We start from the raw sequence: 27,000 nt of genomic DNA, 5'->3' as shown, positions 1-27,000 counted from the left end.
TCAGTGGGTGCCGGAAGCGCCGGGGGCGAGGAAGGACTTCATGGCCTCCTCCTCGATGGCTTCCAGCAGGATGCGCTTCAGGCGCACGAATTCCGGGTCCGTGACGAGTTCGGCGGAGCGCGGGCGCGGCAGGGAGACGGGAAGCTCCAGCTTCACCCGGCCCGGCCGCGCCGACATGACGAGCACGCGGTCGCCAAGGAACAGCGCCTCGTCCACATCATGGGTGATGAAGAGGATGGTGCGGCGGTGCTTGCGCCACACCTCCAGCAGCCAGCGTTGCATCATGGTGCGCGTGAGCGCATCGAGCGCGCCGAACGGCTCGTCCAGCAGCATCAGCTCGCGCTTGAACATGAAGGTGCGCATGAGCGCCACGCGCTGGCGCATGCCGCCGGAGAGCTCGTGCGGATACTGGTCGCCGAAGCCGGCAAGGCCGAACTCGGGCAGCATCTCGCGCGCCTCGGCCCGCGCGGCCTTCCGCGAGCGGCCCTCGATCTCCATCGGGATGACGGCATTGTCGATGACCGTGCGCCAGGGGAGAAGCAGGTCGCGCTGGGGCATGAAGGACACCTTGCCCAGAAGTTCGCGCGCATGGCAGCTGCGCCCCTCGAAGCGCAGGATGCTGCCGCTGTCCGGCTCCTCCAGCCCGGCTACGATGTTGAACAGGGTGCTCTTTCCGCAGCCGCTAGGGCCGACGACGGTGACGAACTCGCCCGGCGCGATGGCGGCCTCGAAGCCGGAAACGGCGGTGACGTTGGCGAAGCTTTTCGACAGTCCCTTCATCTCCAGAAGCGGACGCGCGTCCGCGGCGGAGGTCGAGGCCGTCGGACCCGCCGCTTCGGCCGGAAGCGGGAGGCTGCTGGATGCGAGGGTCAAAAGCCGTCCTTCCACCATGTATAATGAGTGGCATTTTCCGCATACGCAAAAATGCGCCGCTTTCCTTCATCCCAAGCAATCGATGTGCCAACGGAAGGGAAGGCGCCTCGCCGGTCGCGGGCGGCGATGACGCGCCCGGCATATGTGCCTTATGCAGAGCCGACATTTGCTTGCGGTGGCGAGTTGGGAGAGACTGGCGGTGAGCGACCCGCCTTTATGTATACCGAGGAAGAGAATGAGTGCGCGAATGAGCAGTATCCGTGCACAGGATGACGCGGAATGCGCGCCTTTTGGGCAGGACGGGCTCCGCACCGCCGCGCCCACGTTGGCCGAGAAGCTGCGCGGAGAGCTTGAGACCGCCATCGCCGCCGGGCGCCTTGAGCCCGGCAGTCGTCTCGATGAGCAGGAAATCGCCGCCCGCTATGGGGTTTCCCGCACCCCGGTGCGCGAGGCGTTCCGCCTTCTCGCCGCCAGCGGTCTGGTCGAACTGCGCGGCCGGCAAGGGGCGGTGGTGCGCTCAATTGGTGCGCATGCGCTGATCGAGATGTTTCAGGTGATGGCGGAGATGGAGGGTCTGTGCGCCCGCCTCGCCGCGCGGCGCATCACGCCGGCCCAGATGGACAAGCTGAGGGCCATCCACGAGAAGCTGGAACAGGTCGCAACCCTAAAGGACATCGACCTTTTCTACGATGTGAACCAGGAGTTTCACGAGGCGCTCTATGAGGCTTCGGCGAACGCCTTTCTGGCCGACCAGACCCGCCGGCTGCGCAATCAGGTGGCCGCCTATCGGCGCCGTGTCACCCGCATGCCGACCCGCATATCGGATACGCTGCGCGAGCATGCGGAGGTGATTGCGGCGATTGCCGACCATGATGCGGAGCGGGCCCACAAGGCCATGCGGGACCACGTGAATCTGCTGGGCGATAATTTGCTGGATTTCCTCGCCGCCTTCGGATGAGCGCGAGCGACGCGAGTTGGTATGCAATTTGCTAGCTATTGTATATCCATTTCGCCTGGAGACCTGCCTTGAAGTTGGACCTCACGAACAAGACCGCCCTGATCACCGGCGCCTCGAAGGGTATCGGCCTTGCCGTGGCGCAGGTGTTTGCCGCCGAAGGCTGCCACCTGCATCTGGCCGCCCGCAATGGCGAGGCGATGGCGCAGGCCAAGGGCGAGCTGGAAGCCGCCCACGGCGTGCGCGTTACCGTGCATGCGCTCGATCTGTCGTCCACCGAGGCCATGGAGAAGCTGGCCGAGGACGTGGGCTATGTGGACATTCTGATCAACAATGCCGGCGACATCCCCGCCGGCTCGCTGGAGATCGTGGACGATGCCGCCTGGCGGCGCGGCTTCGATCTCAAGGTCTTCGGCTACATCACGCTGGCCCGCGCCTTCTATAAGAAGATGCGCGGCAAGGATGGCGTGATCGTCAATGTCATCGGCAATTCCGGTGAGAACTGGGATGCGAGCTATATCGCCGGCTCCACGGGCAATGCGGCGCTCATGTCCTTTACGAAGGCGCTTGGCGGCGCGAGCCTCAATGAAGGCGTGCGCGTGGTGGGCGTCAATCCGGGGCCGGTGGCGACCGATCGCATGCTCAAGATCATGAAGCGCAAGGCCATCGACATGCTGGGCGATGAAAGCCGCTGGGAGGAGCTGTTCGACAAATATCCGGGCAAGCGGCCCGCGACCTCCGAGGAAGTGGCGGACCTCGTGGCGTTCCTCGCCTCGCCCCGCGCCGGCTACATCACCGGCACCAACGTGACCATCGACGGCGGCATCTCGGCCCGCGGCTCGGTCATCTGAGCGCCAGCGCTTTCCTGCGGCCGGCCCGCACCGGCCGCGTTCCTTCCCGGCTCGCCCCAAGGACCGCTCATGTCATCCGCCAGCCAGCGCAATCGCTATTTCGATGCGCTCTCCAGCACGCCCGGCCTCATGTGGCTGGGGCAGAACACCAACCACATCCCGGCCCATCCGGCGGTGAAGGCGGCGATGATCGCGGCCATCGAGGAAGGCGCCTTCAACGCCTATGCCCCGCCGCTGGGCTTCGAGGCGCTGCGCGCGGCCATCGTCGCCGATCTCGGCACGCCCGGTGCCGAGGCGCTGGTGACGGAAGGTGGCGTCTCGGCGCTCGCCATGGTGTGCCGCGCCTATTGCCGGCCGGGCACCACCTTCGTCACCACCGATCCCACCTGGAAGTGGCCCTGCCTCTTTGCGAAGCAGGCGGGCGCGGAGGTGATCGAGATCCCCATCTATGATCCCGCCTGCAACTATCGCCTGACGCCCGAGGCGCTGAAAGCGGCGGTGGATGAGCGCACCGCCATCATCTATCTCGTGGACCCCAACAATCCGCTCGGCATCCGTTACACGCGCGAGGAGATCGAGGCCTTCGCAGCCATTGCCCGCGACTGCGGCGCCATGCTGGTGCATGACTGCACCTATCGCGATTTCGCGGACGGCCATCATCCGGCGCTGCTCGCCGCGCCCGAGGGCGCCATCGTCTCGCTCTCCTTCTCCAAATGGCTCGGCCTTGCCGGCCTGCGCGTCGGCGCGCTGGTGGCGGCGCCCGCCGTGCTGGAGGCCTGCGCCGAGCGGGCGACCAGCGTGCTGGGCGCCAGCGTCATCGCCCAGCGAGCGGCCGAGGCGGGGCTGAAGGTGAAGCCCGAATGGATGGCCGAGGTGCGCCGTATCGATCGCGCCAACAAGGCCAAGATCAAGGAGGCTGCGTCCGCCATCGAAGGCTTCGCGTTGCCGGTCTATCCCTCGCACGGCAACTTCCTCGTGCTGGAAACCATCGGCGCCGGCATCCGGCCGGAGGCCCTGGTGGAAGCGGCCCGGCGCGAGAAGATGATGATCCGCCAGGGCACCTATCACACGGCACGTTTCGGCGACCGCTTCGTGAAGGTGAGCACCTCGGTCCCGGAGGGCTGGGTGGATGCCTTCTGCGCGCAGCTTCCCGCGCTCGTCGCCACCGCCCGCACGCTCAACGACATCGGCCCCCAGTTCTGAGCCTTGAGAGACGCACCATGCATGTGACCACGAAGGACGGCATCCGCCTGCATGTGGAAGAGGCGGGCGAGGGTACGCCCATCCTCTTCGTCCATGAGTTCGGCGGCAATCATATGAGCTGGGAGCCGCAGATGCGGTTCTTCGCCCGCCGCCACCGCTGCATCACCTATGCGGCGCGGGGCTATGCGCCGTCGGATATTCCGAGCGACATGGAGCAGTATTCGCAGGCGCTTGCGGCCGATGACGCGGTGGCGGTGCTGGACGGCCTCGGCATCGGGAAGGCGCACATCGTCGGCCTCTCCATGGGCGGTTTCGCCACCGTCCATTTCGGCCTGCGCACGCCGGAACGCGCGCTCTCGCTCACGGTGGCCGGTGCCGGCTATGGCTGCGAGAAGGAATTTGAGGAGTATTTCCGGGGCGTCTCGCGGGAGGTGGCGGACAATTTCGAGCGCCAGGGCGCCAGGGAGTTCTCCAAGATCTATGCGCTGGGCGCGAGCCGCGTGCAGTTCCAGAACAAGGATCCGCGCGGCTGGAACGAATTTGCCGACCGCCTCGCCACCCATTCGGACCTCGGCGCGGCCATGACCATGCGCGGCGTGCAGGCCCGCCGGCCCTCCTTCTGGGATCTGGAAGAGGGGCTGAAATCCATGAACGTGCCGACCCTCATCATGGTGGGTGACGAGGATGACCATTGCCTCCAGCCGGGCATCTTCCTCAAGAAGACCATCCCGGCGAGTGGCCTGTGCGTCTTCCCCAAGACCGGCCACACGCTGAACCTTGAGGAGCCCGCCGCCTTCAACGCGCAACTGGCGGAGTTCATTGCGCAGGTGGAGGCGGGGCGCTGGCTGCCGCGCGATCCGCGCGCCATTCCCGGCCAGATCATGCGGACGAACTGACCCATGGCCTATCCTTTGATCGATGCCGGGCGGGTCTGGAACCGCCTGATGGCGCTGGCCGAGATCGGCGCGCTCTCGCAGGGCGGCGTCAATCGTCAGGCTTTGACCCTCGGCGAGGCCGAGGCGTGGCGGCTGATCCTCGACTGGGCGCGGCCGCTCGGTTTCGAGCCCTCGACGGACCCGGCGGGCAATCTCTTCCTCACCTTGCCGGGCGAGGACCGCAGCCTGCCGCCGGTGGTGGCCGGGAGCCACATCGACACCCAGCCCACCGGCGGCAAGTTCGATGGCGCGGCCGGCGTGCTGACCGCCTTCGAGGCCGCCGAAACGCTGGCAGCGGCGGGCGTGCCGCGCCGGCGGGATCTGGTGGTGGTGGCGTGGATGAATGAGGAAGGCAGCCGCTTCGCGCCGGGCATGACCGGATCGGAGGCCTTCTCGGCCACCCGACCGCTCGCCGAGATCCGCGCCCGCACGGACCTCGACGGCATCACCATGGGCGCGGAACTGGACCGGCTGCATGCCAGCTTCCCGGACGTGCCCCAGCGCCCGCTGGGGTTCCCGGTGGGCGCCTATGTGGAGTTGCACATCGAGCAGGGGCCGGTGCTGGAGGCGCAGGGCAAGGAGATCGGCATCGTCACCGGGATGCAGGGGAAGCGTACCTTCCGCATCACCATCTCCGGCGCGGAAGGCCATGCAGGCACGCTCGCCATGGCGGAGCGGCGCGATGCCATCGCCGCCTTCGGCCGCATGGTGGTGGAACTGAACCGGCAGGTGGGCGCCCATGATGCGCTCATCAAGTTCACCATCGGCCGCGTGCAGGTGGAGCCCAACGCGCCCTCGGTCATTCCCGGCAAGGTCACGTTCAGCATCGACATGCGCCATCCCGACAATGCCGTGCTGGAGTTGTTGGCCGAGCGCATCCGCGCCATCTGCACGGCGGAAGCGGCACCTTGCGCCGTCGCGCTCGACCTGCTGGTCAACGAGCCTTCCAACGATTTCTCGCCGGTTCTCCAGCAGGCCATCAGCGCGGCAGCAGAACGGCACGGCTACGGCGCCATGCCGATCCTCTCTTATGCCGGGCACGATTCCCGCCACCTCGCCAAGCGCGCGCCGGCGGCGATGATCTTCATCCCCTGTCGCGATGGCATCAGCCATGCCGAGGCCGAATGGTCCGAGCCTGCCCACGTGGCGGCCGGCGCGCAGGTGCTCTGCGATGTCCTGGCCGATCTGCTCGCCTCTTCTGAAATGCCGTCTGCCTGAGGAGTTGCGCCCATGCCCGCTTCCGCCAAGATCACCACGCCCGTGATGGACATGGCGGATCTGCCGCCGCAGAGCGCGCTCGCCCCGGCGAGCGAGGCGGAAGCGCGGGCGCGCTATTTCAATTCGGGCAATGCCTTCAACATCAAGCTGCCGCCGGTCCCCGGCGGCGTCTTCACCGAACAGGCGCGACAGGCCCTCTCGGCCGATACGCCCACCGGCTTCATCGCCTGCGACCAGTCGGCCGCCATGGGCTGCGCCTTTCCCGCGACCTCGCCGCTCATGCTGGCGCGCTATGCGGTCATCGGAGCGGGTGAGCATCTCGTTGCGGATTTCGAGGCCACCGGCTCCATCTGGTACGTTATCGAAGGCGAGGGCCGGGTGGTTCAGGGCGGCGAGACCATCGCCTTCGCCAAGGGCGACGTGTTCCTGCTCACCGGCGCGCCGGCGGCGCTAGAGGCCGCAACGCGCACCGTGCTCTGGGTGGTCACGAACGAGCCCCAGCTTGCCTTCGATGCCGACCGTCGGCCGTCCGAAGAGGCCCGCCCGGTCGATCCCGTGCATTATCCGGCGGCCGAGATCGCCCGGCAGATCGAGATCATCTATGGCGCGGCGCCAAACGCCCAGACCTCCGGCATGGCGCTGATCTTCTCGTCCGACCGCCAGCAGGCGGCGCGCAACATCCTGCCGACGCTCACGCTGTCGCTGAACACCCTGCCGCCCAAGACGCACCAGAAAGCGCACCGGCACAATTCGGCGGCGCTCACCCTCGTGCTGAACGGGGACGACAGCTATTCCATGGTTGGCGGCGTACGCTGCGACTGGTCGCCCTTCGCCACGCTTGTGACGCCACCCGGCGCCCCGCATTCCCATCACAATGGCGGCGACAGCCGGGCGCTGTTCCTCATCGTCCAGGACGGCGGGCTGCATTATCACGCCCGCACCAGGGGGTTCGAGTTTCTGGAGTGAGAAGGAGGGGGCAGCGCCCCCTCAGGCCCGCAGGCGATAAAGCGAGACGTCGATCACACCGGCCCGGAAGCCCCCCTCGCAATAAGCGAGGTAATATTCCCAAAGGCGTTTGAAGGTGGTGTCGAACCCCATCTTCTCGATGGCCGGCCAGGCGGCCAGGAAGCGGCGGCGCCATTCGGCGAGCGTCATGGCATAGCTGAGGCCGAAGCTCTCCACCTTCTCCAGCACGAGGCCGGCTGCCTTCGCCTGCGCGGCCATGATCTCCTTGGTCGGCAGCATGCCGCCGGGAAAGATGTAGTGCTGGATGAAGTCCGGATTGGCGCGGTAGCCCTCATAGCGCGGCTCGTCGATGGTGATGCCTTGCAGGACCGCGACGCCACCGGGCACGAGATGCTTCTTGATGGCTCCGAAATAGACCGGCCAGTATTGCTCGCCCACCGCCTCCAGCATCTCGATGGAGACGATGCGGTCGAACTGCCCCACCACATCGCGATAATCCTGAAGGCGCAGGTCCACGCGCTCGGCCATGCCCTCGCGCGCGATCCGCTCCTGCGCGAAGGCAAGCTGTTCCTTGGAGAGCGTCAGTCCGGTCACATGGGCACCCATGTGCGCGAGCTTGGAGGCGAGCGCGCCCCAGCCGCAGCCGATCTCCAGCACGCGCGTGCCGGCGGCGCCGATATCGAGCCAGCTACCGATCCGGGCGAGTTTCGCGTCCTGTGCCTCTTCGAGGGACAGGGTCGGCGGCTCGAAGATGGCGCTCGAATAGGTCATCGAGGGGTCGAGCCAGAGGCGGTAGAAATCGTTGCCGAGATCGTAGTGGAAGGAGATGTTCTTCCGGCTCCCCTTCTTCGTGTTGGCCCGCCGGGCATGGGTAAGGCGACGCGCGAGCCGCACCGGCCAGAGGCCGCTGAGCGCCGCCTCCAGCCGCTCGATATTTATGGCCGCAAGCTCGATCAGCGCCGCCGGGTCCGGACTGGTCCATTCCCCGGCCATATAGGCCTCGGCAAAGCCCACCTGCCCACGGGCGGCGAAGCGGCGAAAGGTGCGCCAGTTGTGGAGAACGAGGGTTGCTTCCGGCCCCGGCGCGCGCATCGCGCTCTCGATCCGCCCGCCGGAGGGGAGAATCACCGTCAGTCGCCCACGGGACAGGCGCGACAGCAGGCGCTTCAGGATGAAGGGGCCGATGCCCCGCGCGGGGGCCTCACGCGACACGACGGCGCCGCGGCGTTCACTTTCTACCGACATTTTCCGCCAGAACCCTCATGTGTCGGAACGCGCAACCGTGACGGGGTGGACGGGCGGAGGGGGGCGGTGCCTCAACCCGATGCCCTTCAGAAAGATCTGAAGGGCTTCCCAATGGATGCCACCGATCACCTTAAGGGTCAGAAGCGGACAGGAAAAGAAGGCGTTGAGCAGCGCGTTGTCCGTCAGTTCAACCCGTGTGGATGCAAGCGTGGCGGAGAGGACGAGCCCCGCACGGTCCCGGGTCGCGATGCCGATGCCCACCCGAGCGCCCGGCGGCTGCACGCGGAACTGGTAGGTCAGGTCCATGTCCATGAAGGGCGAAACGAAGAAGCGCTTGTCCGTCCGCTGGCGAATGGTCGGCGCGAACGGATCGTCCGTCGGCAGCAGGTAGCTGTGCCGCTCGCCGAAGGTGTTGTTCACCTCATAGAGGATCGCAGCCAGCCCGCCGTCGCGGCGGTAGCAGAAATAGACGCTGAGCGGATTGAAGGCATAGCCGAGGATGCGCGGCATGGTGAGCAGCCGGATCGGCCCGCCATCGAAGGCGATGCCGGCGGCCGCAAGATGCCGCTCCACCTGCACCCGCAGCGGCGTCCGCGATCCGTCGCCATAGTCCCGGTCGCGGAAGCCGAAGACGTTGAAGCGGTTGCGCGAGAAGAGGCGAAGCCGCCCATCGAGCACGTCGAGTTCGTCGAGGTCCAGCAGCAGCGAGAACATCTTGTAGCTGAGGCGATGTTCGCGGGGGCGCACCCGGTGGTGCACCACCGTGCCGGAATAGAGGGCGGAGGCCGGGGGCATCATTCGGCTGCCTCCAGTGCCGGCATGGCCGCTTCACGTGGCTGGAGGAAGATGCGGCCGGATTCGCTCGCCACGGTCCACGGCCGACGCACGCCGCCGAGCGCCTCGGCCACGGCAAGACCCGCCTGAAGTCCGTCCTCATGGAAACCGGCGCCGAAATGGGCGCCGCAATACCAGGTGTTGTGCTGGCCCTGAATGGTCCAGAGCTGCTTCTGGGTCGCCATCGCCTCGGTGTTGAAGGTGGGATGGGTATAGGTCTCGCGGCGCAGCACGGTGCCGGCGCGCGGCTCGCGTGGCGGGTTGAGGGTCACGAAGAGGGGCTGGTCCATGGGCAGGCCCTGAAGACGGTTCATCCAGTAGGTCACGGAGAGGCGCGCGCCGTCCCCATCCCGCTCCGACATGTAGTTCCAGGCCGACCACACGGCCTTGCGCTTTGGCATCAGCGACGTGTCCCGGTGCAGGATGGCCTCGTTGGTGGAATAGCGGAAGGCTCCGAGCAACTGGCGCTCGGTCAGCGTCGGGTCGGTGAGCAGGCGCAGCGCTTGTTCCGCATGGGTGGCGATGACCACGTGATCGAAGAAGGCGCGGTTGCCCGACTGGTCCGTCACGTCCACCAGACCGGAAACGCGGCGCACGCTGCGCACGGCGCACCCCACCCGCACCCGGTCGCCCAAGGGGGCGAGCAGGCGGCGGACATACTCCCGGCTGCCGCCGTCCACCGTCCGCCAGAGCGGCCGGTTGAGCACCTGAAGCAGACCGTGATTGATGCAGAAACGGATGAAGGCGGCCGCCGGATAGGCGCCGATCTCCGCCGCCGGCGTCGACCAGATGGCGGCGGCCATGGGATAGAGATGGTCGTCCCGGAAGGCGGCGCTGTAGCCCTCGGCGGCGAGGTAGACGTCAAGGGGCGTATCCTCCAGCGCGGCCACCGCGGCCGGGGCCTCGCGATAGAAGCGCAGGAGGTCACGCAGCATGGTCCAGAAGCGCCCGCTCACCAGATTGGCGGGCTGGGCGAACAGCTTGCGCAGGCTGTCGCCGGAATATTCGAGCCGTCCCCGATCGAGCGAGACGCCCAGCGACATGTCCGACCATTTCGTGGGCACGTTCAGATGGGCGAAAAGGGCGGTGAGATTGGGATAGGCCGCCTCGTTATAGACGATGAAGCCGGTGTCCACGGGGCCGGCCGGCGTGTCCACGGTGTTGCTGTGCCCGCCGATGCGCCGATCCGCCTCATAGAGCGTCACCTCGTGGCGCGAAGACAGCAGCCAGGCCGCCGAAAGGCCGGAGATGCCGCTGCCGATGACGGCGATGCGCAGGGGGCGGTCGGCTCCGGGTGCACGCAGCGAACTCATTGATATGACCTTGTTTTGGAGAGCGGGCCTGCGCCGCCGGAGAAGCCGTCAGCTTGTCTGTTCCTACGTCAGCGTTCCAAAGCCGGATCACTTGCCCGCGCGCTGATCCAGATCACGCCACCCGCCGTAGACAATTCGCGACACATGTAGCGCCGCAGGGCGCGGGAAGCGGAAGCGTGACAGGCGAAGACAAAGGCATCGTGAACGGGCGTCAGGTGCTCCATCACCCGAGCGACGAGACGCTGCTGGCCTATGCGGCGGGGCGGCTTGAGGTCGGACCGGCGGTGGTCACCCAGAGCCATCTGGCATTCTGCTCCCATTGCCGGGAGCGGCTGCGGGTCTTTGCAGCCGCAGGCGGCGCCCTTCTTGACGCCCTTCCGCCCACGGAAATGTCCGACGCTGCGCTCATCGAGACGCAGGCGCGCGCGGATGCCGCCGCCCCGCCGCCGCCCCGCAGCCGTCCGGCGCGCCGGCAGCCCGCGGACGTGGACTTGCCGTCCGTTCTCGGAGCTTATGATTTCGGGCGATGGCGCTGGCTCGGGCCGGGCGTGAAGGCCCGGCACATTCTGCTGCCGGGTCATCGCTTCACCGGCGCCCGGCTGCTGCGGATCGCGCCGGGCTCCAAGATTCCCGAGCATGGGCACACCGGCACCGAGTTCACGCAGGTCATCCACGGCTCCTTCTCGGACGGCCATCAGGATTACCGGCCGGGTGATTTCTGCGAGGCGGACAGTGCCCTTGACCATGAGCCGGTGGCCGGGCCCGAGGGCGACTGCATCTGCGTCGCTGCCATCGAGGGCAGCATGCGCTTCAGCGGCGTCATCGGCCGCCTCATGCAGCCCTTCGTGGGATTCTGACGATCGCGGCATCAAGAGGGAAACGGCCCGCATGACCTATCCCGTGCTCCTTCTGCTGCTGGCGGCGATCTTCACCCTCGCCATGTCGCTGGCCTGGGCGGTGGCGCAGGCAACGCGCCAGTCGGGCTGGATCGACAGCATCTGGTCCTTCACCCTCGGTGGGGCCGGGCTTTTCGCGGCCCTCGCCCCGATCTGGCCGGACGGCGGGACCACCCCGCGGCAATGGCTGGTGGCCGGCCTCGTGGCGCTCTGGGCATTGCGGCTCGGCGGGCACATCGCCGGGCGCACCCGGGGTGGTGGGGATGATCCACGCTATGCACATCTGCGCACCCTGTGGGGGGATAAGGCGGCCAGCGAGCTATTCCTCTTCCTACAGATCCAGGCGCTTAGCGGCTTTCTGCTCGCTCTTGCCGTGCTGGCCGCGGCCCGCAATCCGGTGCCGGGGATCAACGCAATGGATCTCGCCGGCGCCGTGCTGCTCGTCTCCTGCATCCTTGGCGAGGCGGTTTCCGACGCCCAACTGGCGCGCTTTCGGCGCGATCCGGCCAACCGGGGCAAGGTGTGCGACGTCGGCCTCTGGGGACTGTCGCGTCACCCCAACTATTTCTTCCAGTGGCTGGGCTGGTTCGGCTACGTGGTCATCGGACTTCAGGGGCTGAACGCTTATCCTTGGGGGCTCGTCACGCTGGTGGGGCCGGCCTTCATGTATGCCCTGCTGGTCCACCTCTCCGGCATTCCGCCACTGGAAGCGCACATGATGCGCAGCCGCGGAGACGCCTTCCGGGCCTACCAGCAACGGGTCAGCGCCTTCCTGCCCTGGCGCCCTCAGCCGAAGAAGGCCTTGTGAAGCGTCCGCGCGGCGAGGAAGCCGAGGGTGGAGGCGGATGCGGTGAGAACGGTGCCCCAGGTCAGATCGACGAGGGTGAGGACAAGCGGCCAGTTGCGCAGGGTTGCCTGATTGGTGAGATCATAAGTGGCATAGGCAAAGAAGCCGAAGGCGGCGCCGAAGATGAGTGCGGTGGTCCACTTGCCGTTGGCGAGGGCAGGAGACACGGCGAAGATCACCATCCCGGCCACATAGAGGAGATAGAAGGCGATCGCCGGGCCCATGCGGAAGCCGGGCAGAACCATGTCGCCCATCAGGGGTTTGTAGAAACGGTCGCCCATGGCGGTGAGCCAGACCGCGTCGATGACCAGGAACACAAGCGCCGTGCATACATAAGCGAGAAGATAGAGGGCCACGGCATTGTCTCCCGGATGCTGGGTCTCGGTGGTCTGCTACGGACGGGCACGGGCCACGGATCAGGTAAACCGGTTCCAGCACCTTCGGTTCGCCGGCGCGGACGCGCGGCTTTCGGGCCGGACATACAGCGAGGATCATGAGATGACGGCACAGCGCATTCGGCTTCTTTCCCCACAGGGTCTCGGCCAGGTGGCGCTCGCGGTGCTGCCGGTGGTCGCCGCCTCCGTGCTTGGGCAGATCGCCACCTTCCCCAATCTTGCCCCTTGGTACGCGGGGTTGGTGAAGCCCGCGTTCAACCCGCCGAACTGGATCTTCGGCCCGGTTTGGACGACGCTCTATGTGCTGATGGCCTATGCGGCGTGGCGCATCCTGCGCCTGCCGAAGGCGACGCCCGGACGCTCGACGGCGCTGACGCTGTTCTTCCTCCAGCTCGTGCTCAACGCCGCCTGGTCGTGGATGTTCTTCTATCTCCACAGCCCGCTGCTGGGCGTCCTCAACATCGGGCCGCAGTGGCTGGTCATCCTCGCGACCATCGGCGCCTTCTGGCGGCTGGACCGGCTGGCGGGCGCCTGCCTCGTGCCGCTGGCGGCCTGGGTGGGGTTCGCCAGCGTGCTCAACTTCACCCTCTGGCAGCTGAACGGCTGAGGGCGCATTTCATTCCGCGGGCACCGGCGCAAGCCGGCGGCGGCGCTCGCGACCCCGCAGGCGATCCAGCCAGAGATAGACGACGGGTGTCGAATAGAGGGTGAGCAACTGGCTCACCAGCAGTCCGCCGATGATCGAGATGCCGAGCGGCTGGCGTAGCTCCGCACCCGTCCCGGAGGCGAGCGCCAGTGGCAGGGCGCCGAAGACTGCCGCCAGCGTGGTCATCAGGATCGGGCGGAAGCGCTGGAGACAGGCTTCGCGGATGGCGGCGGCCGGCGGCAGGCCCTGCTGGCGCTCCGCTTCCAGCGCGAAGTCCACCATCATGATGGCATTCTTCTTCACGATGCCGATGAGCAGGATCACACCGATCAGCGCGATGAGGCTGAATTCGGTGTTGAAGGCGATCAGCGCCAGCACCGCGCCAAGGCCGGCGGAGGGCAAAGTGGAGAGGATGGTGATGGGGTGGATGAAGCTCTCATAGAGCACGCCCAGCACCACATAGACCGTCGCCAGCGCCAGCAGGATCAACAGCGGCTGGGAGGACAGCGACTGCTGGAACACCTTGGCCGTCCCCTGGAAGGTGCCGTGGACGCTTGAGGGCGTGCCGATCTCCACCATCGTGCGCTGGATGGAGGCCACCGCATCGCCGATGGTCTTGCCCTCGGGCAGATTGAAGGAAATGGTCGAGGCGGCGAACAGGCCCTGATGGTTCACCGCCAGCGGCGCATTGCCCGGCCCGTAGGAGGCGAAGGCAGACAGCGGGATGGAGGGCGAGAAGCGGGTGCTCACCGCCGCGCCCGTGGAGGTGCCGGATTTCGTGGTGTTGGCAATGCGGTTCGTGCTGGCGTTGCGTACCGCATCGAGCGTCGTATCGGTCGTGCCCGTGGCGGCCGAGAGGGCGCTGGAGACCGTTGAGGTGATCTGGCTCGTGACCGATGCGGTGGCAAGGCTCCCCGCCAGCGCCGCGCCGCTGGTGGAGATGCGGATGTCGTCCAGCGTGCGCGGGTCCTGCCAGTAACGCGGCGCCACCTCCATGACCACGTGATACTGGTTCAGCGGCGCGTAGATGGTGGAGACCTGCCGCTGGCCGAAAGCGTCATAGAGCGTGTTGCTGATCTGGCTCATGGAGAGCCCCAGCCGGGCGGCGGTGTCCCGGTTGATGTCGAGCTGCATCTCCAGCCCCTTTTCCTGCGTGTCCGAATTCACGTCCACGAGGTCGGGGTTGCGCTTGAGGGCTTCCGTGATCTTGGGCGTCCATTCGCGCAGCACGGCGAGATCGTCGCTCTGGAGCGTGAACTGGTACTGGGCATTGGACTGGCGCCCGCCCGCCCGCACGTCCTGCATGGCCTGAAGGAACATGGTGGCGCCGGGGACGGACGACAGGCGACCGCGCAGCCGGGCGATGACCTGATCGGCGGAGGCGTCCCGTTCCTCCTTGGGCTTCAGCGAGACGAAGACGAAGGCGGAATTGGTCTGCCCGCCGCCGGTATAGCCCACCACACTGTCCACGGCCGGATCGGACTTGATGATCTCCACGAAGCGCATGAGCTTCTGGCGCATGAGCTGGAAGGAGATGCTCTGGTCCGCCTGCGCGCCGCCCACCAGCATGCCGGTGTCCTGCTGCGGGAAGAACCCCTTGGGCACGACGGAGAAGAGGTGGACGTTGAGCGCCACCACGCCGCCGAGGAGCAGCAGGATGAAGAGACGGTGCGCCAGCGCCCAGTCGAGGGAGCGCGCATAGCCGGCGAGGATGCCCTTGAACACGCGTTCCGCCGCACGGCCCAGCCGGTTGCCGGGCCGCTCCGCCCGGTGCGGGCGCAGCAGATAGGCGCACATCATGGGCGTGGTGGTCAGCGACACCACCATGGAGACGAGGATGGCCACCGAGATGGTGACCGAGAATTCCCGGAAGAAGCGGCCGACAATGCCGCCCATGAGCAGCAGCGGAATGAAGACGGCGATGAGCGAGATGCTCATGGAGAGCACGGTGAAGCCCACCTCCCGCGCCCCCGCCAGCGCCGCCTCGAGGCGCGACTTGCCCGCCTCCATGTGGCGGATGACGTTCTCCACCACCACGATGGCGTCATCCACCACGAACCCCGTGGCGATGGTGAGCGCCATGAGGGAAAAGTTGTCGAGGCTGTAGCCCAGCAGATACATGGCCGAGAAGGTGCCAAGCAGCGACACCGGCACCGCCACACTGGGAATGAGCGCCGCCCGCGCATCCCGCAGGAAGGCGAAGACGACGACCACCACCAGAATGACGGCGATCAGGAGGGCATGTTCCACGTCCGCCACCGAGGCGCGGATGGTGGCGGTGCGGTCCTGCGCGATGGCGAGCGTGATGTCGGCGGGGATCGAGGCCCGCAGTTCCGGCATCAGGTCCTTCACCCGGTCGATGGTCTCGATGATGTTCGCGCCGGGCTCGCGGGAGATGAGGATGAGCACCGAGGGCTTGCCGTTGGCGAGCCCCTCGTTGCGGATGTTCTCCACCGAGTCCTCGACCGTCGCGACGTCCGAAATGCGCACGGGCGCATTGTTGCGATAGGCAATGATGAGGGAGCGGTAGGCGTCCGCCTTGGAGGCCTGGTCGTTGGTATAGATCTGCCAGCGCTGGCCCTTGGACTCGATGGCGCCCTTGGGGGAATTCGCATTGGCGGCGGCCAGCGCCGCCCGCACGTCCTCAAGGCCGATGCCATACTGCGAGAGAGCGCTCGGATTGATTTCCACCCGCACCGCCGGCAGGGAACTGCCGCCGATGGTCACCTGCCCGACGCCCTTCACCTGCGAGAGCTTCTGCTGGAGCACCGTGGCGGCACTGTCATAGAGCTGGCCGCGGCTCAGCGTGTCCGAGGTGAGCGACAGGATCATCACCGGCGCGTCCGCCGGGTTGACCTTGCGATAGGTCGGATTGCTGCGCAGGGCCGCCGGCAGGTCCGCACGGGCGGCGTTGATGGCAGCCTGCACGTCGCGTGCGGCACCGTCGATGTCGCGGCTGAGGCCGAACTGGAGCGTGATGCGGGTCTGGCCGAGCGTGCTGTTGGAGGTGATCTCGCTCACGTCGGCGATCTGGCCGAGATGGCGCTCCAGCGGCGTCGCCACCGTGGAGGCCATGGTGTCCGGGCTCGCGCCCGGCATGGAGGCGCTCACCTGGATGGTCGGGATGTCCACCTGCGGCAACGGCGCCACGGGCAGGTTGAAATAGGCGAGCAGCCCGGACAGGCCGAGGCCGATGGTCAGCAGCGTGGTGGCCACCGACCGTCGGATGAAGGGCGCCGAAATGTTCACGGCAGCGCCTCTTCCGGTGCCCGGCCGGTCCAGCGGGCGAGGCGCCGGGCGGCGCGCTCGAACATCAGATAGATGACCGGCGTGGTGAACAGGGTGAGGATCTGGCTCGCCACGAGACCGCCGATGATGCAGATGCCGAGCGGCGACCGCAGCTCCGAGCCCGCGCCCTGTCCCAACACCAGCGGCAGGGCGCCGAGGATGGCCGCCATGGTGGTCATCAGGATCGGCCGGAAGCGCAGCAGGCAGGCCTGATAGATGGCTTCCTCCGGCGCCATGCCCTGGTTGCGCTCCGCATCGAGGGCGAAGTCGATCATCATGATCGCATTCTTCTTCACGATGCCGATGAGCAGGATGATGCCGATGATGCCGATGACATCCAGCTCCCCGCCGGTCGCCATCAGCGCCAGCAGCGCGCCGACGCTCGCGGAGGGCAGCGTGGAGAGGATGGTGATCGGGTGGATGTAGCTCTCATAGAGCACGCCCAGCACCACATAGACCGTCACCAGCGCCGCGAGGATCAGCAGGAGTTGGTTCGACAGCGCCCCCTGGAAGGCCAGCGCCGCGCCCTGGAAGGCGGTGGTGATGCTGGCCGGCAGGCCGATGCTGCGCTCCACCTCCTTCACGATCTCCACCGCCTCGCCCAGCGCCACCCCGGGCGCGAGGTTGAAGGAGACGGTGACGGCGGGAAACTGGCTCAGATGGGCGATCTGGAGCGGCGCAGTGCGCTCGGTGATGGTGGCGATGGCCGAGAGCGGCACCTGCCCGCCGGCGGACGAGGGCACATGGACATTCTCCAGCGACTTCAAATTGGCCTGGAGCGCCGGGTCCGCTTCGAGGATCACGCGATACTGGTTGGTCTGGGTGAAGATGGTGGAGATGATGCGCTGCCCGAAGGCGTCATAGAGCGCATTGTCGAGCGTCGCCGTGGTGATGCCGAAGCGCGCGGCGGTGTCGCGGTCGAGGGTGATGTCCACCGCAAGGCCCTTGTCCAGAAGGTTGCTGGAAACGTCCTGCAGCTCGGGCCGCGCGGCGAGGGCGTCCACGAGCTTGGGCACCCACTGGGAGAGCTCCTGCGGATTGGTATCCGAGAGGATGAACTGGTACTGGCCCCGCGCGACCGTGGCATCCACGGTAAGATCCTGCACCGGCTGCATGTAGAGCGAGATGCCCCGCACGTTGGCGACGCGCGCGTTCAGCTCGCGGATCACGTCGAGCACGCCCATGTCCCGGTCGTCACGGGGTTTCAGCGCGATCTGGAGCCGGCCGCTGTTCAGCGTCGTGTTGGTGCCGTCGGCACCGATGAAGGAGGTGACGTTCTCGACGTTCGGATCCTTCAGCAGCTCCGTCACCAGCGCCTGCTGGCGCTCGGCCATGGCGGAGAAGGAAATGGACTGGGAGGCTTCGGTCACACCCTGGATGAGCCCAGTGTCCTGCACCGGGAAGAAGCCCTTGGGGATGAACACGTAGAGCGCCACGGTCAGGGCGAGCGTGCCGAGGGCGACCATCAGGGTCGTTATCTGGTGGCGCAGCACCACCTTCAGCATCCGGCCATAGGCGGCGATCAGCCGGTCGAACCAGCCGATGCGCCGGGAGGCCTCGGCGGGGCGGTGGGGCGCGGCCTTCAGCATCCGCGCGCACAGCATGGGCACGAGGGTGAGCGAGACCACCGCCGAGATGAGGATCGTGACGGAGAGGGTGATGGCGAACTCGCGGAACAGGCGGCCGATCACGTCCGCCATGAACAGCAGCGGGATCAGCACCGCGATCAGCGAGACGGTAAGCGAGACGATGGTGAAGCCGATCTGCGCCGAGCCCTTCAGCGCCGCCTCATAGGGCTCCATCCCCTCTTCCACATAGCGGGCGATGTTCTCGATCATGACGATCGCATCGTCCACCACGAAGCCGGTGGCGATGGTGAGCGCCATCAGCGAAAGATTGTTGAGGCTGAAGCCCGCCAGATACATGACCGCGAACGTGCCGACGATGGAGAGCGGCACGGACAGGCTCGGGATGACGGTCGCCGGCAGGTTGCGCAGGAAGAGGAAGATCACCAGCACCACGAGGGCCACGGCGAACACCAGCTCGATCTCCGTATCGAGCACGGAGGCGCGGATGGTGGTGGTGCGGTCGGTGAGGATGTCCACCTGAACGGCGGAGGGCAGGTTGGCGGTGAGTTCCGGCAGGATCGCCTTGATCTCGTTCACCACCGCGATGACGTTGGCGCCCGGCTGGCGCTGGATGTTGAGGATGATGGCCGGCGTCGTGTTCATCCAGGCGGCGAGCTTGTCGTTTTCCGCCCCGTCGATCACCTCTGCCACCTGCGACAGCCGGACCGGTGCGCCCTTGCGATAGGCAATGACGAGGTCGCGATAGACGGCCGGGTCCTTGATCTGGTCGTTGGCCGTCACCGAATAGGCGCGCATCGGCCCGTCGAAATTGCCCTTGGGGCTGTTGACGTTGGCGTTGGAAATGCTGGTGCGCAGGTCGTCGATATTGAGGCCATAGGCGGCGAGCGCCGAGAGATTGGCGCGGATGCGCACCGCCGGCCGCTGACCGCCGCCGAGGCTGACGAGACCGACGCCCTGAATCTGCGAAAGCTTCTGCGCCACCCGCGTATCCGCAATGTCCTCCAGCGCCGTCGGGCTCAGGGTCTTCGACGTGACCGCAAGGGTGAGGATCGGTGCGTCGGCCGGATTGACCTTGGCATAGATGGGCGGGGCGGGCAGGTCACTCGGCAGCAGGTTGCCGGCGGCATTGATGGCCGCCTGCACCTCCTGCTCGGCCACGTCCAGCGTCAGGTCGAGACCGAACTGGAGCGTGATGATGGAGGCGCCGGCGGAACTCACCGAGCTCATCTGCTTGAGGTTGGCCATCTGGCCGAGCTGGCGCTCCAGCGGCGCCGTCACGGCCGAGGTCATCACCTCCGGGCTCGCACCGGGATAGAAGGTGCGCACCGCAATGGTGGGATAGTCCACCTCCGGCAGCGCCGAGAGCGGCAGGAAGCGGAAGGCGAGCGCGCCCACCAGCAGCACCGCCGCCATCAGCAGCGATGTGGCGACGGGGCGCTCGATGAAGGGGCGGGACGGGTTCACGGCGTCGGTGCCTGCGACCGGCGCGGCTGGCCGTTGCCGGGCGCGCCCGGTGCGCCGGAGGGGCCCTGACCGGCCGCGGCATTGGGGCCTCCGGGCCGGCGTCCGGGCTGGCCCGGCGTCTGGCCGGCGTCCGGCTCGGTCACCTGCGCGCCTTCGCGCAGCTTGTCGGCGCCGTCGACCACCACCTTGTCACCGGGATTGAGCCCTTCAAGGACGGCAATCTTGTCGCCGGCGGAGGGGCCGAGCTTCACCTTGTGCACGCTCACCGTCTGATCGGCGCCGACCACATAGACGTAAGGCCCCGGCGCGCCGCGCTGGACGGCGGCGGAGGGCACGATGACCGCGCCGTCCATGGTGTTCACCAGAAGGTCCACATTCACGAACTGGTTCGGGAAGAGGCTGCCGTCGTCGTTCGGAAACTGCGCCTTCAGCTTTACCGTGCCCGTGGTGGTGTCCACCTGGTTGTCGATGGTGATGAGCTGGCCGGTGGCGATCTTGGCGCGCCGGTTGCGGTCATAGACGGTGACCGGCAGGTCGGCCTTGGCCTCGAGGCGCCGGGCCACCTGCGGCACCACGTCTTCGGGCAGGGAGAAGACCACCGTGATGGGCTTCAACTGCGTGATGACCACGATGCCGGTGCTGTCGCCCGCCTGCACATAATTGCCGACGTCCACCTGCCGGATGCCGAGGCGGCCGGAGACGGGGGCGACGATGTGACAGTATTCAAGGTTCAGTTCGGCGGTGCGCACCTGCGCCTGGTCCATCTGGACCGTGCCCTGATACTGCGCGACGAGGGCTTCCTGCGTATCCACCGACTGCTGGGACGCGGCGGATTTGGCCACCAGCGTCTGGTAGCGGGTCAAATCGAGCTGCGCATTGCGCAGCTGGGCCTGATCGCGGGCGAGCTGGCCCTGCGCCTGCTTCAGCGCCGCCTCATAGGGGCGCGGGTCCACCTCGGCCAGTGGATCGCCGGCCTTCACGTCCTGCCCTTCCTGAAAGCTGATCTTGGTCAGTCGGCCCGAAATCTGGCTGCGCACCGTCACCGTGGTGAGAGGCGTCACGGTGCCCAGCGCGGTGAGCGTGACCGGGAGCGAACCTTTCTCCACCGTCGCGGTGGCGACCGGCACGGGACCATTGAAGGCGCGCCGCATGCCCGGTCCCGCCTGCTGCTGCGGGCGGATCAGCCAGCCGGCGCCGACCAGAGCCACCAGAGCCGCGCAGATGAGCAGCGACCAGGGAAACCGGCGCTTCTTGCGCGCGGGAACCTCGGGCAGGTCAAGCTGGACGGGCTCGCCCTTGGGATCGCGGAAGGGCTCGTTCATTTGGGTCGCTTCTTCTGTTCGGGGCCGGTTTCGCCTGAGGGAATCCAGCGTGCGAGACGTTCGCGGCCTTCCGGTGACATTGCGATGGCCGCTTTCACCAGAGCGCTGTGAATTTCGATCCAGATGCGCTCGCGCGCCTCGCGCAGGGCACCGAGCGCCTGCGTCGCAGCGTCAGGATCGAAGGTCGGCGCGGTCAGGGCGACGCGCACATTCTGCTGGGCATCGCGGGAGGCCTGCCGTGCGCGCTCGACGGTGGCCTCCACCGCCCTGAACTGCGTCTGCAACAGGGCGGCATCCTGCGGCGGCAGGCTGTTCGTCAGCCGGTCGATGCGGGCCTCCAGCGTGCGGTCCGCAGGTGTCGGCGGCGGCCGGGTGAAGCGGTGCGAGGCCACGGACACCAGCCCGCCGATGAAGAAGACGTTCAGCGCCAGCGAGGCGATGAGAAGCCAGCGCCGCGCGCGCCCGGCGGAGGCGGATGGGGGCACGTCGGTCAAAATCCGTTCTCCGTGATGGGATCTGGCTCGAACAGCAGCGCGCTCACGTCGGCCGCATTGGCGCGGGTGGCGCCGAGGCCGTAGGAGAGGCCGAGGTCCGTCAGGTTGGCGCCCAGCACGAAGCCGAGCAGGGCCATGCCTGTAAGGGCGGCGACGCCGGGCCACGCGGGGCGCAGGTCCACCGCCGCCAGCCAGCCGACAACGCGGCGGGCGAGGGACACCCGCTGCTCGGGCAGCGGCATCACGGCCAGCCGGGCGGCGACCTTGCCGCCGAGCGCCATGTCGGCGGGCGTGAGGTCGCCGCCGAGGGCGGCCCGCAGGTTCGCGTCGAAGCGCCGGGCATCCTCAAACGCGGCCCGGAAGGCGGGATCGGCGGCGCAGGCCGCCTCCATCTGCCCCCGCACTTCGGCCGGCCAGAGCGCCAATTCGCCGCCATGGCGGGCGAAGGCGAGGTCGATGGCGTCGAGCGGCAGGGCGCTCGGGTTCTGGCGTGTCGTCATGATCTATTTCCCCCCTTCGCGCGGCTGGAGACGGTCGCGCAGCGCCTTGCGGGCGCGCACGAGCAGCGTCTCGACACTGCCCACGGTGGTGCCGAGGGCGTCAGCCACGGCGCTGTTGGAAAGGCCTTCCCAATAGGTGAGGAGCAGCGCGGCGCGCTGCCGGTCCGGAAGGTGCGAGACGGCGTCGGCGATCCGATCCCGTTCCTGGGCTTCCTCCCACCGGGCCTCGGCGTCGGGGGTCGGATCGACGGGCTCGGGCACGTCGTCGAGCGGCGCGGGCTCGGCGCGACGCTTCTGGTTGAGGCAGAGATTGACGACGATCCGGTAGAACCAGGTGGTGAAACGGGCCGTCGGCTGCCAGCTCGGCGCGGCGCGCCAGACGCGCAGCAGGGCTTCCTGCGCGACATCCTCGGCGTCGGCATCGCTGGACAGGTAGCGCCGGGCGAGCGCGACGGCGCGCGGCGCGTGGCGCGCGCTGAGAACGCGGAACGCGCCCGCATCTCCGGAAGCAACGCGGGCCATGAGATCTTCGTCGCTCGGCTCACGCATCCCGGAACTCGACGCCATGTCGGGAAGCACAATGACACCATGGTGCATTCCTCCTCAATCCCACCCCTTGGTTTCGCAGGCGTCTGAACTGCGCCTTCGAGGGGTTTAACCCGGCTGCCGCCGAAACCCTGCGCTACGTCATGCGGTCACGGGTGCGTGATGGTGGACATTTCCGCGCAGGGTTGCGCACGCGCGGGGGTTCAAACCCGTTGAACCTATGAGGGCCTTACGATGCGGCGGTGGATGTGGGCGGTGTTGGCGTTGGCGGCCGCAGGCGGGGCGGCGGCCTGGTGGCATGGAGTGCCGGGCATGTCCCCGGCGGTCGCCGCAAAGCCGAGCCCCGCCGCCATTCCCGTGGTGGTCGCCGCGGCCGTGCCCAAGGACGTGCCGGTCTATGCCACCGGCATCGGCGCGGCCCAGGCCTACAATTCGGTCACCGTGAAGGTGCGCGTGGACGGAGAACTGCAGAAGGTGCTGTTCAAGGAGGGGCAGGACGTGAAGGCGGGCGAGGTGCTCGCCGAGATCGATCCGCGCACCTATCAGGCCGCCCTCGCACAGGCGAAGGCCACGAAGGCCAAGGACGAGGCCCAGCTCGCCAATGCGAAGCTCGACCTCGACCGCTATGCCTCGCTGGTGGAAAAGAATGCCACCTCCCGCCAGACACTCGACACGCAGAAGGCGCTGGTCGCGCAATATGAGGCGGCCGTACAGGGCGATCAGGCGGCCATCGACAATGCCACCGTCCAGCTCGGCTACACCACCATCCGCGCGCCCATCGACGGGCGGACGGGCGTGCGGCAGGTGGATCAGGGCAACATCGTCCATGCTACAGACACCACCGGGCTCGTGGTCATCAGCCAGCTCAAGCCCATGTCGGTGATCTTCGCGCTGCCGCAGGAGCGTCTCGACGAGGTGGCGGCGGCCATGGCGCGCGGTCCGGTAGAGGTGATCGCCTACAAGCGCGACGGCGTGACCGAGGTGGGCGAGGGCAAGGTCGAACTCATCGACAACACCATCAATGCCGACACCGGCACGCTGCGCCTCAAGGCCACCTTCCCTAATGACAACCTGACCCTGTGGCCCGGTGCCTTCGTGAACGTGAAGGTGCTGGTGAACACGCTGAAGGACGAGATCACCATCCCCTCCCGCGCCGTCCAGCGCGGCCCGACTGGGCCTTACGTGTTCGTCATCGGCGCGGACAATGTGGCCCAGAAGCGCGATATCGCGGTCGTCTCGATGGCGGGGGAGACCGCCGTCATCAAGAGCGGGCTCAAGCCCGGCGAGCAGGTGGTGATCGACGGCCAGTCCCGCCTCACCCCCGGTGCCAAGGTGGCGGTGCGCTCCGGCAAAACGGACGGCGGCGCCGTGCCTGCCGCCAGCATCGAGACGGGCGAGAAGGGCGCATGAGCATCTCGACCCCCTTCATCCGGCGGCCGATCGCCACCACGCTCCTCATGGTGGCGCTGGTTCTGGTGGGCGTCGTCGCCTATCCGCTGTTGCCCGTGGCCCCGCTGCCGCAGGTGGACTTCCCCACCATCCAGGTCTCCGCCAGCCTGCCGGGCGCCAGTCCCGAGACCATGGCCTCGTCCGTCGCCACTCCGCTGGAGCGTCAGTTCGCCCAGATAGCGGGCGTGACGCAGATGACCTCGTCGAGCGCGCTGGGCGTCGCCTCCATCACCATCCAGTTCGATCTCAACCGCAACATCGATGCGGCCGCGCAGGACGTGCAGGCGGCCATCACCGCCGCCTCGGGGCAGTTGCCCGACAATCTGCCGAGCCCGCCCACCTTCCGAAAGGTCAATCCGGCGGATTCGCCCATCCTGATCCTGTCGGTGCAGTCGGATCTCTATCCGATCACCAAAGTGGACGACATCGCCGACACCATCCTCGCCCAGCAGATCAGCCAGATCCCCGGCATCGCGCAGGTGGCGATCACCGGCGAGCAGAAGCCGGCGGTGCGGGTGCAGGTGGACCCCTCCAAGCTCGCCGCCCTCGGCATGAGCCTTGAGGATGTGCGCACGGTGCTGGCCAATGCGACGGTGGACCAGCCCAAGGGCAGCTTCGACGGGCCCTCGCAGAGCTTCACCATCTATGCGGACGACCAGTTGCTGGCCTCGCAGCCCTGGAACGACGTGGTCATCGCCTACAAGAGCGGCGCGCCCGTGCGCATCCGCGACATAGGCCGGGCGGTGGACGGGCCGGAGAATGCGCGTCTCGCCTCGTGGCAGAACGGGCGGCGCGGCATCCAGCTCATCGTCTTCAAGCAGCCGGGCGCCAATGTGATCGACGCGGTGGACCGGGTGCGGGCGATGATCCCGCGCCTCGAAGCCTCGCTGCCGCCGGGCATTGACGTGCGCATCATCACCGACCGCACGCAGACCATCCGCGCCTCGGTGGACGATGTGCAGTTCACCATGATGCTGACCATCGGCCTCGTGGTGGCGGTGATCTTCGCCTTCCTGCGCAGCGTCTGGGCGACCATCATTCCCAGCATCACCGTGCCGCTGGCGCTCATCGGCACCTTCGCGGTGATGTATCTCTTGGGCTACAGCCTCGACAATCTCTCCCTCATGGGCCTCACCATCGCGGTGGGCTTCGTCGTGGACGATGCCATCGTGATGCTGGAGAACATCTACCGCCACATCGAGGAGGGCATGGCGCCCTTCGAAGCCGCCATCAAGGGCGCGGCGGAGATCGGCTTCACCATCATCTCCATCAGCGTCTCGCTGATCGCCGTCTTCATTCCCATCCTGCTCATGGGCGGCATCGTCGGCCGCCTTTTGCGCGAATTCGCCATGACGGTGACGATCACCATCCTTGTCTCGGTGGTGGTGTCGCTGACACTGACCCCCATGATGTGCTCGCGCTTCCTCAAGAACGAGCATGGGGTGAAGCACGGCCGGGCCTATATGGCGGCGGAAGCCTTCTTCGACGGCATGCTGGCGCTCTATGACCGCGGCCTGAAATGGGTGCTGCGCCACCAGACGATCACCCTGCTCGGCCTGCTCGCCACCGTCATCGCCACGGGCGCCATCTATGTGGCGATCCCGAAGGGCTTCTTCCCGCAGCAGGACACCGGCTTCATCGGCGGCTTCGCGGAAGCGGCGCAGGACATCTCCTTCGCGGCCATGTCCGAGAAGCAGCAGAAGCTGATGGCCATCGTCGCGAAGGACCCGGCGGTCTCCAGCGTCTCGGTCTCGGTGGGCGCGACCGGCGGCTCGCAGACGGTGAACACCGGCCGCATGTGGATCAACCTCAAGCCGCAGGACGAGCGGGACGCCAGCGCCACCCAGGTCATCAACCGCCTGCGGCCTCAGACGGCACAGGTTCCGGGCATCCAGCTCTATCTGCAGGCGGCGCAGGACATCAATGTCGGCGGTCGCGCTTCCCGCACGCAATACCAGTACACGCTGCAGGATTCGAACCTCGAGGAACTGAACAGCTGGGCGCCGCGCATGCTCGCCAAGCTGAAGACCCTCCCGCAGCTTCAGGACGTCGCAACCGACCAGCAGGCTTCGGCGCCCATCGTTTCGCTGACCATCGACCGCGACACGGCGGCCCGCTTCGGCATCCAGCCGCAGGTGATCGACAACACACTCTATGACGCCTTCGGCCAGCGGCAGGTGGCGCAGTATTTCACCCAGCTCTCGCAGTATCACGTGGTGCTGGAAGTGGAGCCCGGCCTCCAGCAGGACTCGCTGGCGCTGGAGAAGATCTATGTGAAGTCGCCCATCACCGGGGACATGATCCCGCTCTCCACCTTCGTGAAGGTGGACACCAGCAAGACTTCCTATCTCTCCATCAGTCACCAGGGCCAGTTCCCGGCGGTGACGCTGAGCTTCAACCTTGCCCCCGGTGCCGCGCTGGGCGACGCGGTTACGGCCATCCAGCAGGCGGAGCGGGAGATGGGCAAGCCTGTCACCCTCATCACCAACTTCCAGGGCACGGCGCAGGCCTTCCAGGACTCCCTGCGCACCCAGCCCTATCTCATCGCGGCGGCGGTCATCGCGGTCTACATCATCCTCGGCGTGCTCTACGAGAGCTTCATCCACCCGCTCACCATTCTCTCGACGTTGCCGTCGGCGGGTCTAGGCGCGCTGCTGACGCTCTATCTGACGGGGCAGGATCTCAGCGTCATCGGCCTCATCGGCATCCTGCTGCTGATCGGCATCGTGAAGAAGAACGCCATCATGATGATCGACTTCGCGCTCCAGAAGGAACGCGAGGAGGGTATGGCGCCCGAGCGGTCCATCTATGAGGCGTGTCTGACCCGCTTCCGGCCGATCATGATGACCACCATGGCGGCGCTCCTGGGCGGCGTGCCGCTCATGCTCGGCACCGGGACGGGATCGGAACTGCGCCAGCCGCTGGGCTATGCCATTGTCGGCGGCCTTGCGGTGAGCCAGATCCTGACGCTCTACACGACGCCGGTGGTCTACCTCGCCATGGGCCGGGTGAGCCGGGCCATCGACAGGCTTCGGGGCAAGGGTGGGGCAGCCACGCCGCACCCCGACACCCACGTGCCGACGCCTGCCGAGTGAGGGTCCGCAGCGGAAGGCTCAAAACGTTTTGAGTCTTGCGCCGCGCGGGTTTGCGCGCGGGGGAAATGGTGCCTCG

The 27,000-nt window shown here is 67.2% G+C and carries 22 protein-coding genes; 11 read left to right on the top strand and 11 right to left on the bottom strand.

Annotated features, from left to right (window positions below; genetic code table 11):
- Positions 1–873: an ABC transporter ATP-binding protein gene (locus DFO45_RS06520; protein WP_245517971.1), complete on the bottom strand. Its 873-nt coding sequence runs from the start codon at positions 871–873 to the stop codon at positions 1–3.
- A 247-nt stretch (positions 874–1,120) separates the two neighbouring features.
- Between DFO45_RS06520 and DFO45_RS06515 the strand changes: the two genes are divergently transcribed.
- The 6 genes from DFO45_RS06515 (at position 1,121) to DFO45_RS06490 (ending at position 7,001) form a co-directional block, all read left to right on the top strand.
- Positions 1,121–1,831: a GntR family transcriptional regulator gene (locus tag DFO45_RS06515; RefSeq protein ID WP_166657061.1), complete on the top strand. Its 711-nt coding sequence runs from the start codon at positions 1,121–1,123 to the stop codon at positions 1,829–1,831.
- Positions 1,832–1,899: 68 nt separating this feature from the next.
- Positions 1,900–2,679: an SDR family oxidoreductase gene (locus tag DFO45_RS06510; RefSeq protein ID WP_133864239.1), complete on the top strand. Its 780-nt coding sequence runs from the start codon at positions 1,900–1,902 to the stop codon at positions 2,677–2,679.
- Between the two features lie 69 nt (positions 2,680–2,748).
- Positions 2,749–3,882, top strand: a complete 1,134-nt coding sequence (locus tag DFO45_RS06505; protein ID WP_133864238.1) for a pyridoxal phosphate-dependent aminotransferase — start codon at positions 2,749–2,751, stop codon at positions 3,880–3,882.
- A 17-nt stretch (positions 3,883–3,899) separates the two neighbouring features.
- Positions 3,900–4,778, top strand: a complete 879-nt coding sequence (locus tag DFO45_RS06500; protein WP_133864237.1) for an alpha/beta hydrolase — start codon at positions 3,900–3,902, stop codon at positions 4,776–4,778.
- Positions 4,779–4,781: 3 nt separating this feature from the next.
- On the top strand, positions 4,782–6,035 hold the full coding sequence (locus DFO45_RS06495; RefSeq protein WP_133864236.1) for a Zn-dependent hydrolase: 1,254 nt from the start codon (positions 4,782–4,784) through the stop codon (positions 6,033–6,035).
- Positions 6,036–6,047: 12 nt separating this feature from the next.
- The gene (locus DFO45_RS06490; protein WP_133864235.1) at positions 6,048–7,001 is read left to right on the top strand and encodes a cupin domain-containing protein; all 954 of its coding nucleotides are present in this window, start codon (positions 6,048–6,050) and stop codon (positions 6,999–7,001) included.
- Positions 7,002–7,022: 21 nt separating this feature from the next.
- Here the strand turns inward: DFO45_RS06490 and DFO45_RS06485 are convergent, their stop codons facing one another.
- From DFO45_RS06485 to DFO45_RS06475, 3 genes are read right to left on the bottom strand one after another with little or no spacing between them, the layout of a single operon-like run.
- Positions 7,023–8,213, bottom strand: coding sequence for a cyclopropane-fatty-acyl-phospholipid synthase family protein (locus DFO45_RS06485; RefSeq protein ID WP_245517970.1), 1,191 nt, complete (start codon positions 8,211–8,213; stop codon positions 7,023–7,025).
- Between the two features lie 48 nt (positions 8,214–8,261).
- On the bottom strand, positions 8,262–9,044 hold the full coding sequence (locus DFO45_RS06480) for a DUF1365 family protein (protein WP_133864233.1): 783 nt from the start codon (positions 9,042–9,044) through the stop codon (positions 8,262–8,264).
- Positions 9,041–10,393 (bottom strand): FAD-dependent oxidoreductase, encoded by a 1,353-nt coding sequence (locus DFO45_RS06475; RefSeq protein WP_133864232.1) that lies wholly within the window; start codon positions 10,391–10,393, stop codon positions 9,041–9,043. The genes DFO45_RS06480 and DFO45_RS06475 overlap by 4 nt, the downstream gene beginning before the upstream one ends.
- Before the next feature lie 176 nt (positions 10,394–10,569).
- On the opposite strand from DFO45_RS06475, the gene DFO45_RS06470 reads away from it, so the two are divergent.
- Both DFO45_RS06470 and DFO45_RS06465 read left to right on the top strand, forming a co-directional pair.
- Positions 10,570–11,250: a ChrR family anti-sigma-E factor gene (locus DFO45_RS06470; RefSeq protein WP_245517969.1), complete on the top strand. Its 681-nt coding sequence runs from the start codon at positions 10,570–10,572 to the stop codon at positions 11,248–11,250.
- Positions 11,251–11,281: 31 nt separating this feature from the next.
- Positions 11,282–12,097 (top strand): DUF1295 domain-containing protein, encoded by an 816-nt coding sequence (locus DFO45_RS06465; RefSeq protein ID WP_133864231.1) that lies wholly within the window; start codon positions 11,282–11,284, stop codon positions 12,095–12,097.
- Here DFO45_RS06465 and DFO45_RS06460 read toward each other — a convergent pair.
- Complete coding sequence (locus DFO45_RS06460) at positions 12,076–12,492, bottom strand: DUF2177 family protein (RefSeq protein ID WP_133864230.1); 417 nt, start codon at positions 12,490–12,492, stop codon at positions 12,076–12,078. The genes DFO45_RS06465 and DFO45_RS06460 overlap by 22 nt on opposite strands.
- A 142-nt stretch (positions 12,493–12,634) precedes the next feature.
- Here DFO45_RS06460 and DFO45_RS06455 point away from each other — a divergent pair, with 142 nt between their 5' ends.
- A complete protein-coding gene (locus DFO45_RS06455; RefSeq protein WP_133864229.1) occupies positions 12,635–13,138 on the top strand; it encodes a TspO/MBR family protein in 504 nt (167 codons plus the stop codon).
- Positions 13,139–13,147: 9 nt separating this feature from the next.
- On the opposite strand, the gene DFO45_RS06450 is transcribed toward DFO45_RS06455, so the two are convergent.
- Genes DFO45_RS06450 through DFO45_RS06430 form a run of 6 tightly spaced genes read right to left on the bottom strand, consistent with a single transcriptional unit; the run spans position 13,148 to position 22,431 of the window.
- Positions 13,148–16,426 carry an efflux RND transporter permease subunit gene (locus DFO45_RS06450; RefSeq protein ID WP_133864228.1) on the bottom strand — a complete coding sequence of 1,093 codons (3,279 nt, stop codon included), beginning with the start codon at positions 16,424–16,426 and terminating at the stop codon, positions 13,148–13,150.
- Positions 16,423–19,518, bottom strand: coding sequence for an MdtB/MuxB family multidrug efflux RND transporter permease subunit (locus DFO45_RS06445; RefSeq protein ID WP_133864227.1), 3,096 nt, complete (start codon positions 19,516–19,518; stop codon positions 16,423–16,425). Before DFO45_RS06445 ends, DFO45_RS06450 begins: the two co-directional genes overlap by 4 nt.
- Positions 19,515–20,840, bottom strand: coding sequence for an MdtA/MuxA family multidrug efflux RND transporter periplasmic adaptor subunit (locus DFO45_RS06440; protein WP_012170955.1), 1,326 nt, complete (start codon positions 20,838–20,840; stop codon positions 19,515–19,517). The genes DFO45_RS06445 and DFO45_RS06440 overlap by 4 nt, the downstream gene beginning before the upstream one ends.
- Positions 20,837–21,325 (bottom strand): periplasmic heavy metal sensor, encoded by a 489-nt coding sequence (locus tag DFO45_RS06435; RefSeq protein WP_245517984.1) that lies wholly within the window; start codon positions 21,323–21,325, stop codon positions 20,837–20,839. Before DFO45_RS06435 ends, DFO45_RS06440 begins: the two co-directional genes overlap by 4 nt.
- A gap of 5 nt (positions 21,326–21,330) precedes the next feature.
- A complete protein-coding gene (locus DFO45_RS24900) occupies positions 21,331–21,834 on the bottom strand; it encodes a hypothetical protein (RefSeq protein ID WP_166657059.1) in 504 nt (167 codons plus the stop codon).
- A gap of 3 nt (positions 21,835–21,837) precedes the next feature.
- Complete coding sequence (locus tag DFO45_RS06430; RefSeq protein WP_244421710.1) at positions 21,838–22,431, bottom strand: sigma-70 family RNA polymerase sigma factor; 594 nt, start codon at positions 22,429–22,431, stop codon at positions 21,838–21,840.
- A 261-nt stretch (positions 22,432–22,692) separates the two neighbouring features.
- On the opposite strand from DFO45_RS06430, the gene DFO45_RS06425 reads away from it, so the two are divergent.
- Both DFO45_RS06425 and DFO45_RS06420 read left to right on the top strand, forming a co-directional pair.
- Positions 22,693–23,790: an efflux RND transporter periplasmic adaptor subunit gene (locus DFO45_RS06425; RefSeq protein WP_245517968.1), complete on the top strand. Its 1,098-nt coding sequence runs from the start codon at positions 22,693–22,695 to the stop codon at positions 23,788–23,790.
- Entirely contained in the window at positions 23,787–26,924 is a 3,138-nt protein-coding gene (locus DFO45_RS06420; RefSeq protein WP_133864224.1) for a multidrug efflux RND transporter permease subunit, read from the top strand. Before DFO45_RS06425 ends, DFO45_RS06420 begins: the two co-directional genes overlap by 4 nt.
- Positions 26,925–27,000: the final 76 nt, after the last annotated feature.

This window comes from Azorhizobium sp. AG788, assembly GCF_004364705.1.
In the GTDB taxonomy this organism is placed as follows: Bacteria; Pseudomonadota; Alphaproteobacteria; order Rhizobiales; family Xanthobacteraceae; genus Azorhizobium; species Azorhizobium caulinodans.
This window is presented reverse-complemented; position numbering and strand designations above follow the sequence as displayed.

What these genes read in the sequence shown, in the direction of transcription:
- DFO45_RS06495 (WP_133864236.1), top strand. Translation starts at nt 4,782, where the DNA reads ATGGCCTATCCTTTGATCGATGCCGGGCGGGTCTGGAACCGCCTGATG.
- DFO45_RS06515 (WP_166657061.1), top strand. Translation starts at nt 1,121, where the DNA reads ATGAGCAGTATCCGTGCACAGGATGACGCGGAATGCGCGCCTTTTGGG.
- DFO45_RS06490 (WP_133864235.1), top strand. Translation starts at nt 6,048, where the DNA reads ATGCCCGCTTCCGCCAAGATCACCACGCCCGTGATGGACATGGCGGAT.
- DFO45_RS06425 (WP_245517968.1), top strand. Translation starts at nt 22,693, where the DNA reads ATGTCCCCGGCGGTCGCCGCAAAGCCGAGCCCCGCCGCCATTCCCGTG.
- DFO45_RS06440 (WP_012170955.1), bottom strand. Translation starts at nt 20,840, where the DNA reads ATGAACGAGCCCTTCCGCGATCCCAAGGGCGAGCCCGTCCAGCTTGAC.
- DFO45_RS06455 (WP_133864229.1), top strand. Translation starts at nt 12,635, where the DNA reads ATGACGGCACAGCGCATTCGGCTTCTTTCCCCACAGGGTCTCGGCCAG.
- DFO45_RS24900 (WP_166657059.1), bottom strand. Translation starts at nt 21,834, where the DNA reads ATGACGACACGCCAGAACCCGAGCGCCCTGCCGCTCGACGCCATCGAC.
- DFO45_RS06475 (WP_133864232.1), bottom strand. Translation starts at nt 10,393, where the DNA reads ATGAGTTCGCTGCGTGCACCCGGAGCCGACCGCCCCCTGCGCATCGCC.
- DFO45_RS06430 (WP_244421710.1), bottom strand. Translation starts at nt 22,431, where the DNA reads ATGCACCATGGTGTCATTGTGCTTCCCGACATGGCGTCGAGTTCCGGG.
- DFO45_RS06480 (WP_133864233.1), bottom strand. Translation starts at nt 9,044, where the DNA reads ATGATGCCCCCGGCCTCCGCCCTCTATTCCGGCACGGTGGTGCACCAC.
- DFO45_RS06465 (WP_133864231.1), top strand. Translation starts at nt 11,282, where the DNA reads ATGACCTATCCCGTGCTCCTTCTGCTGCTGGCGGCGATCTTCACCCTC.
- DFO45_RS06500 (WP_133864237.1), top strand. Translation starts at nt 3,900, where the DNA reads ATGCATGTGACCACGAAGGACGGCATCCGCCTGCATGTGGAAGAGGCG.
- DFO45_RS06505 (WP_133864238.1), top strand. Translation starts at nt 2,749, where the DNA reads ATGTCATCCGCCAGCCAGCGCAATCGCTATTTCGATGCGCTCTCCAGC.
- DFO45_RS06420 (WP_133864224.1), top strand. Translation starts at nt 23,787, where the DNA reads ATGAGCATCTCGACCCCCTTCATCCGGCGGCCGATCGCCACCACGCTC.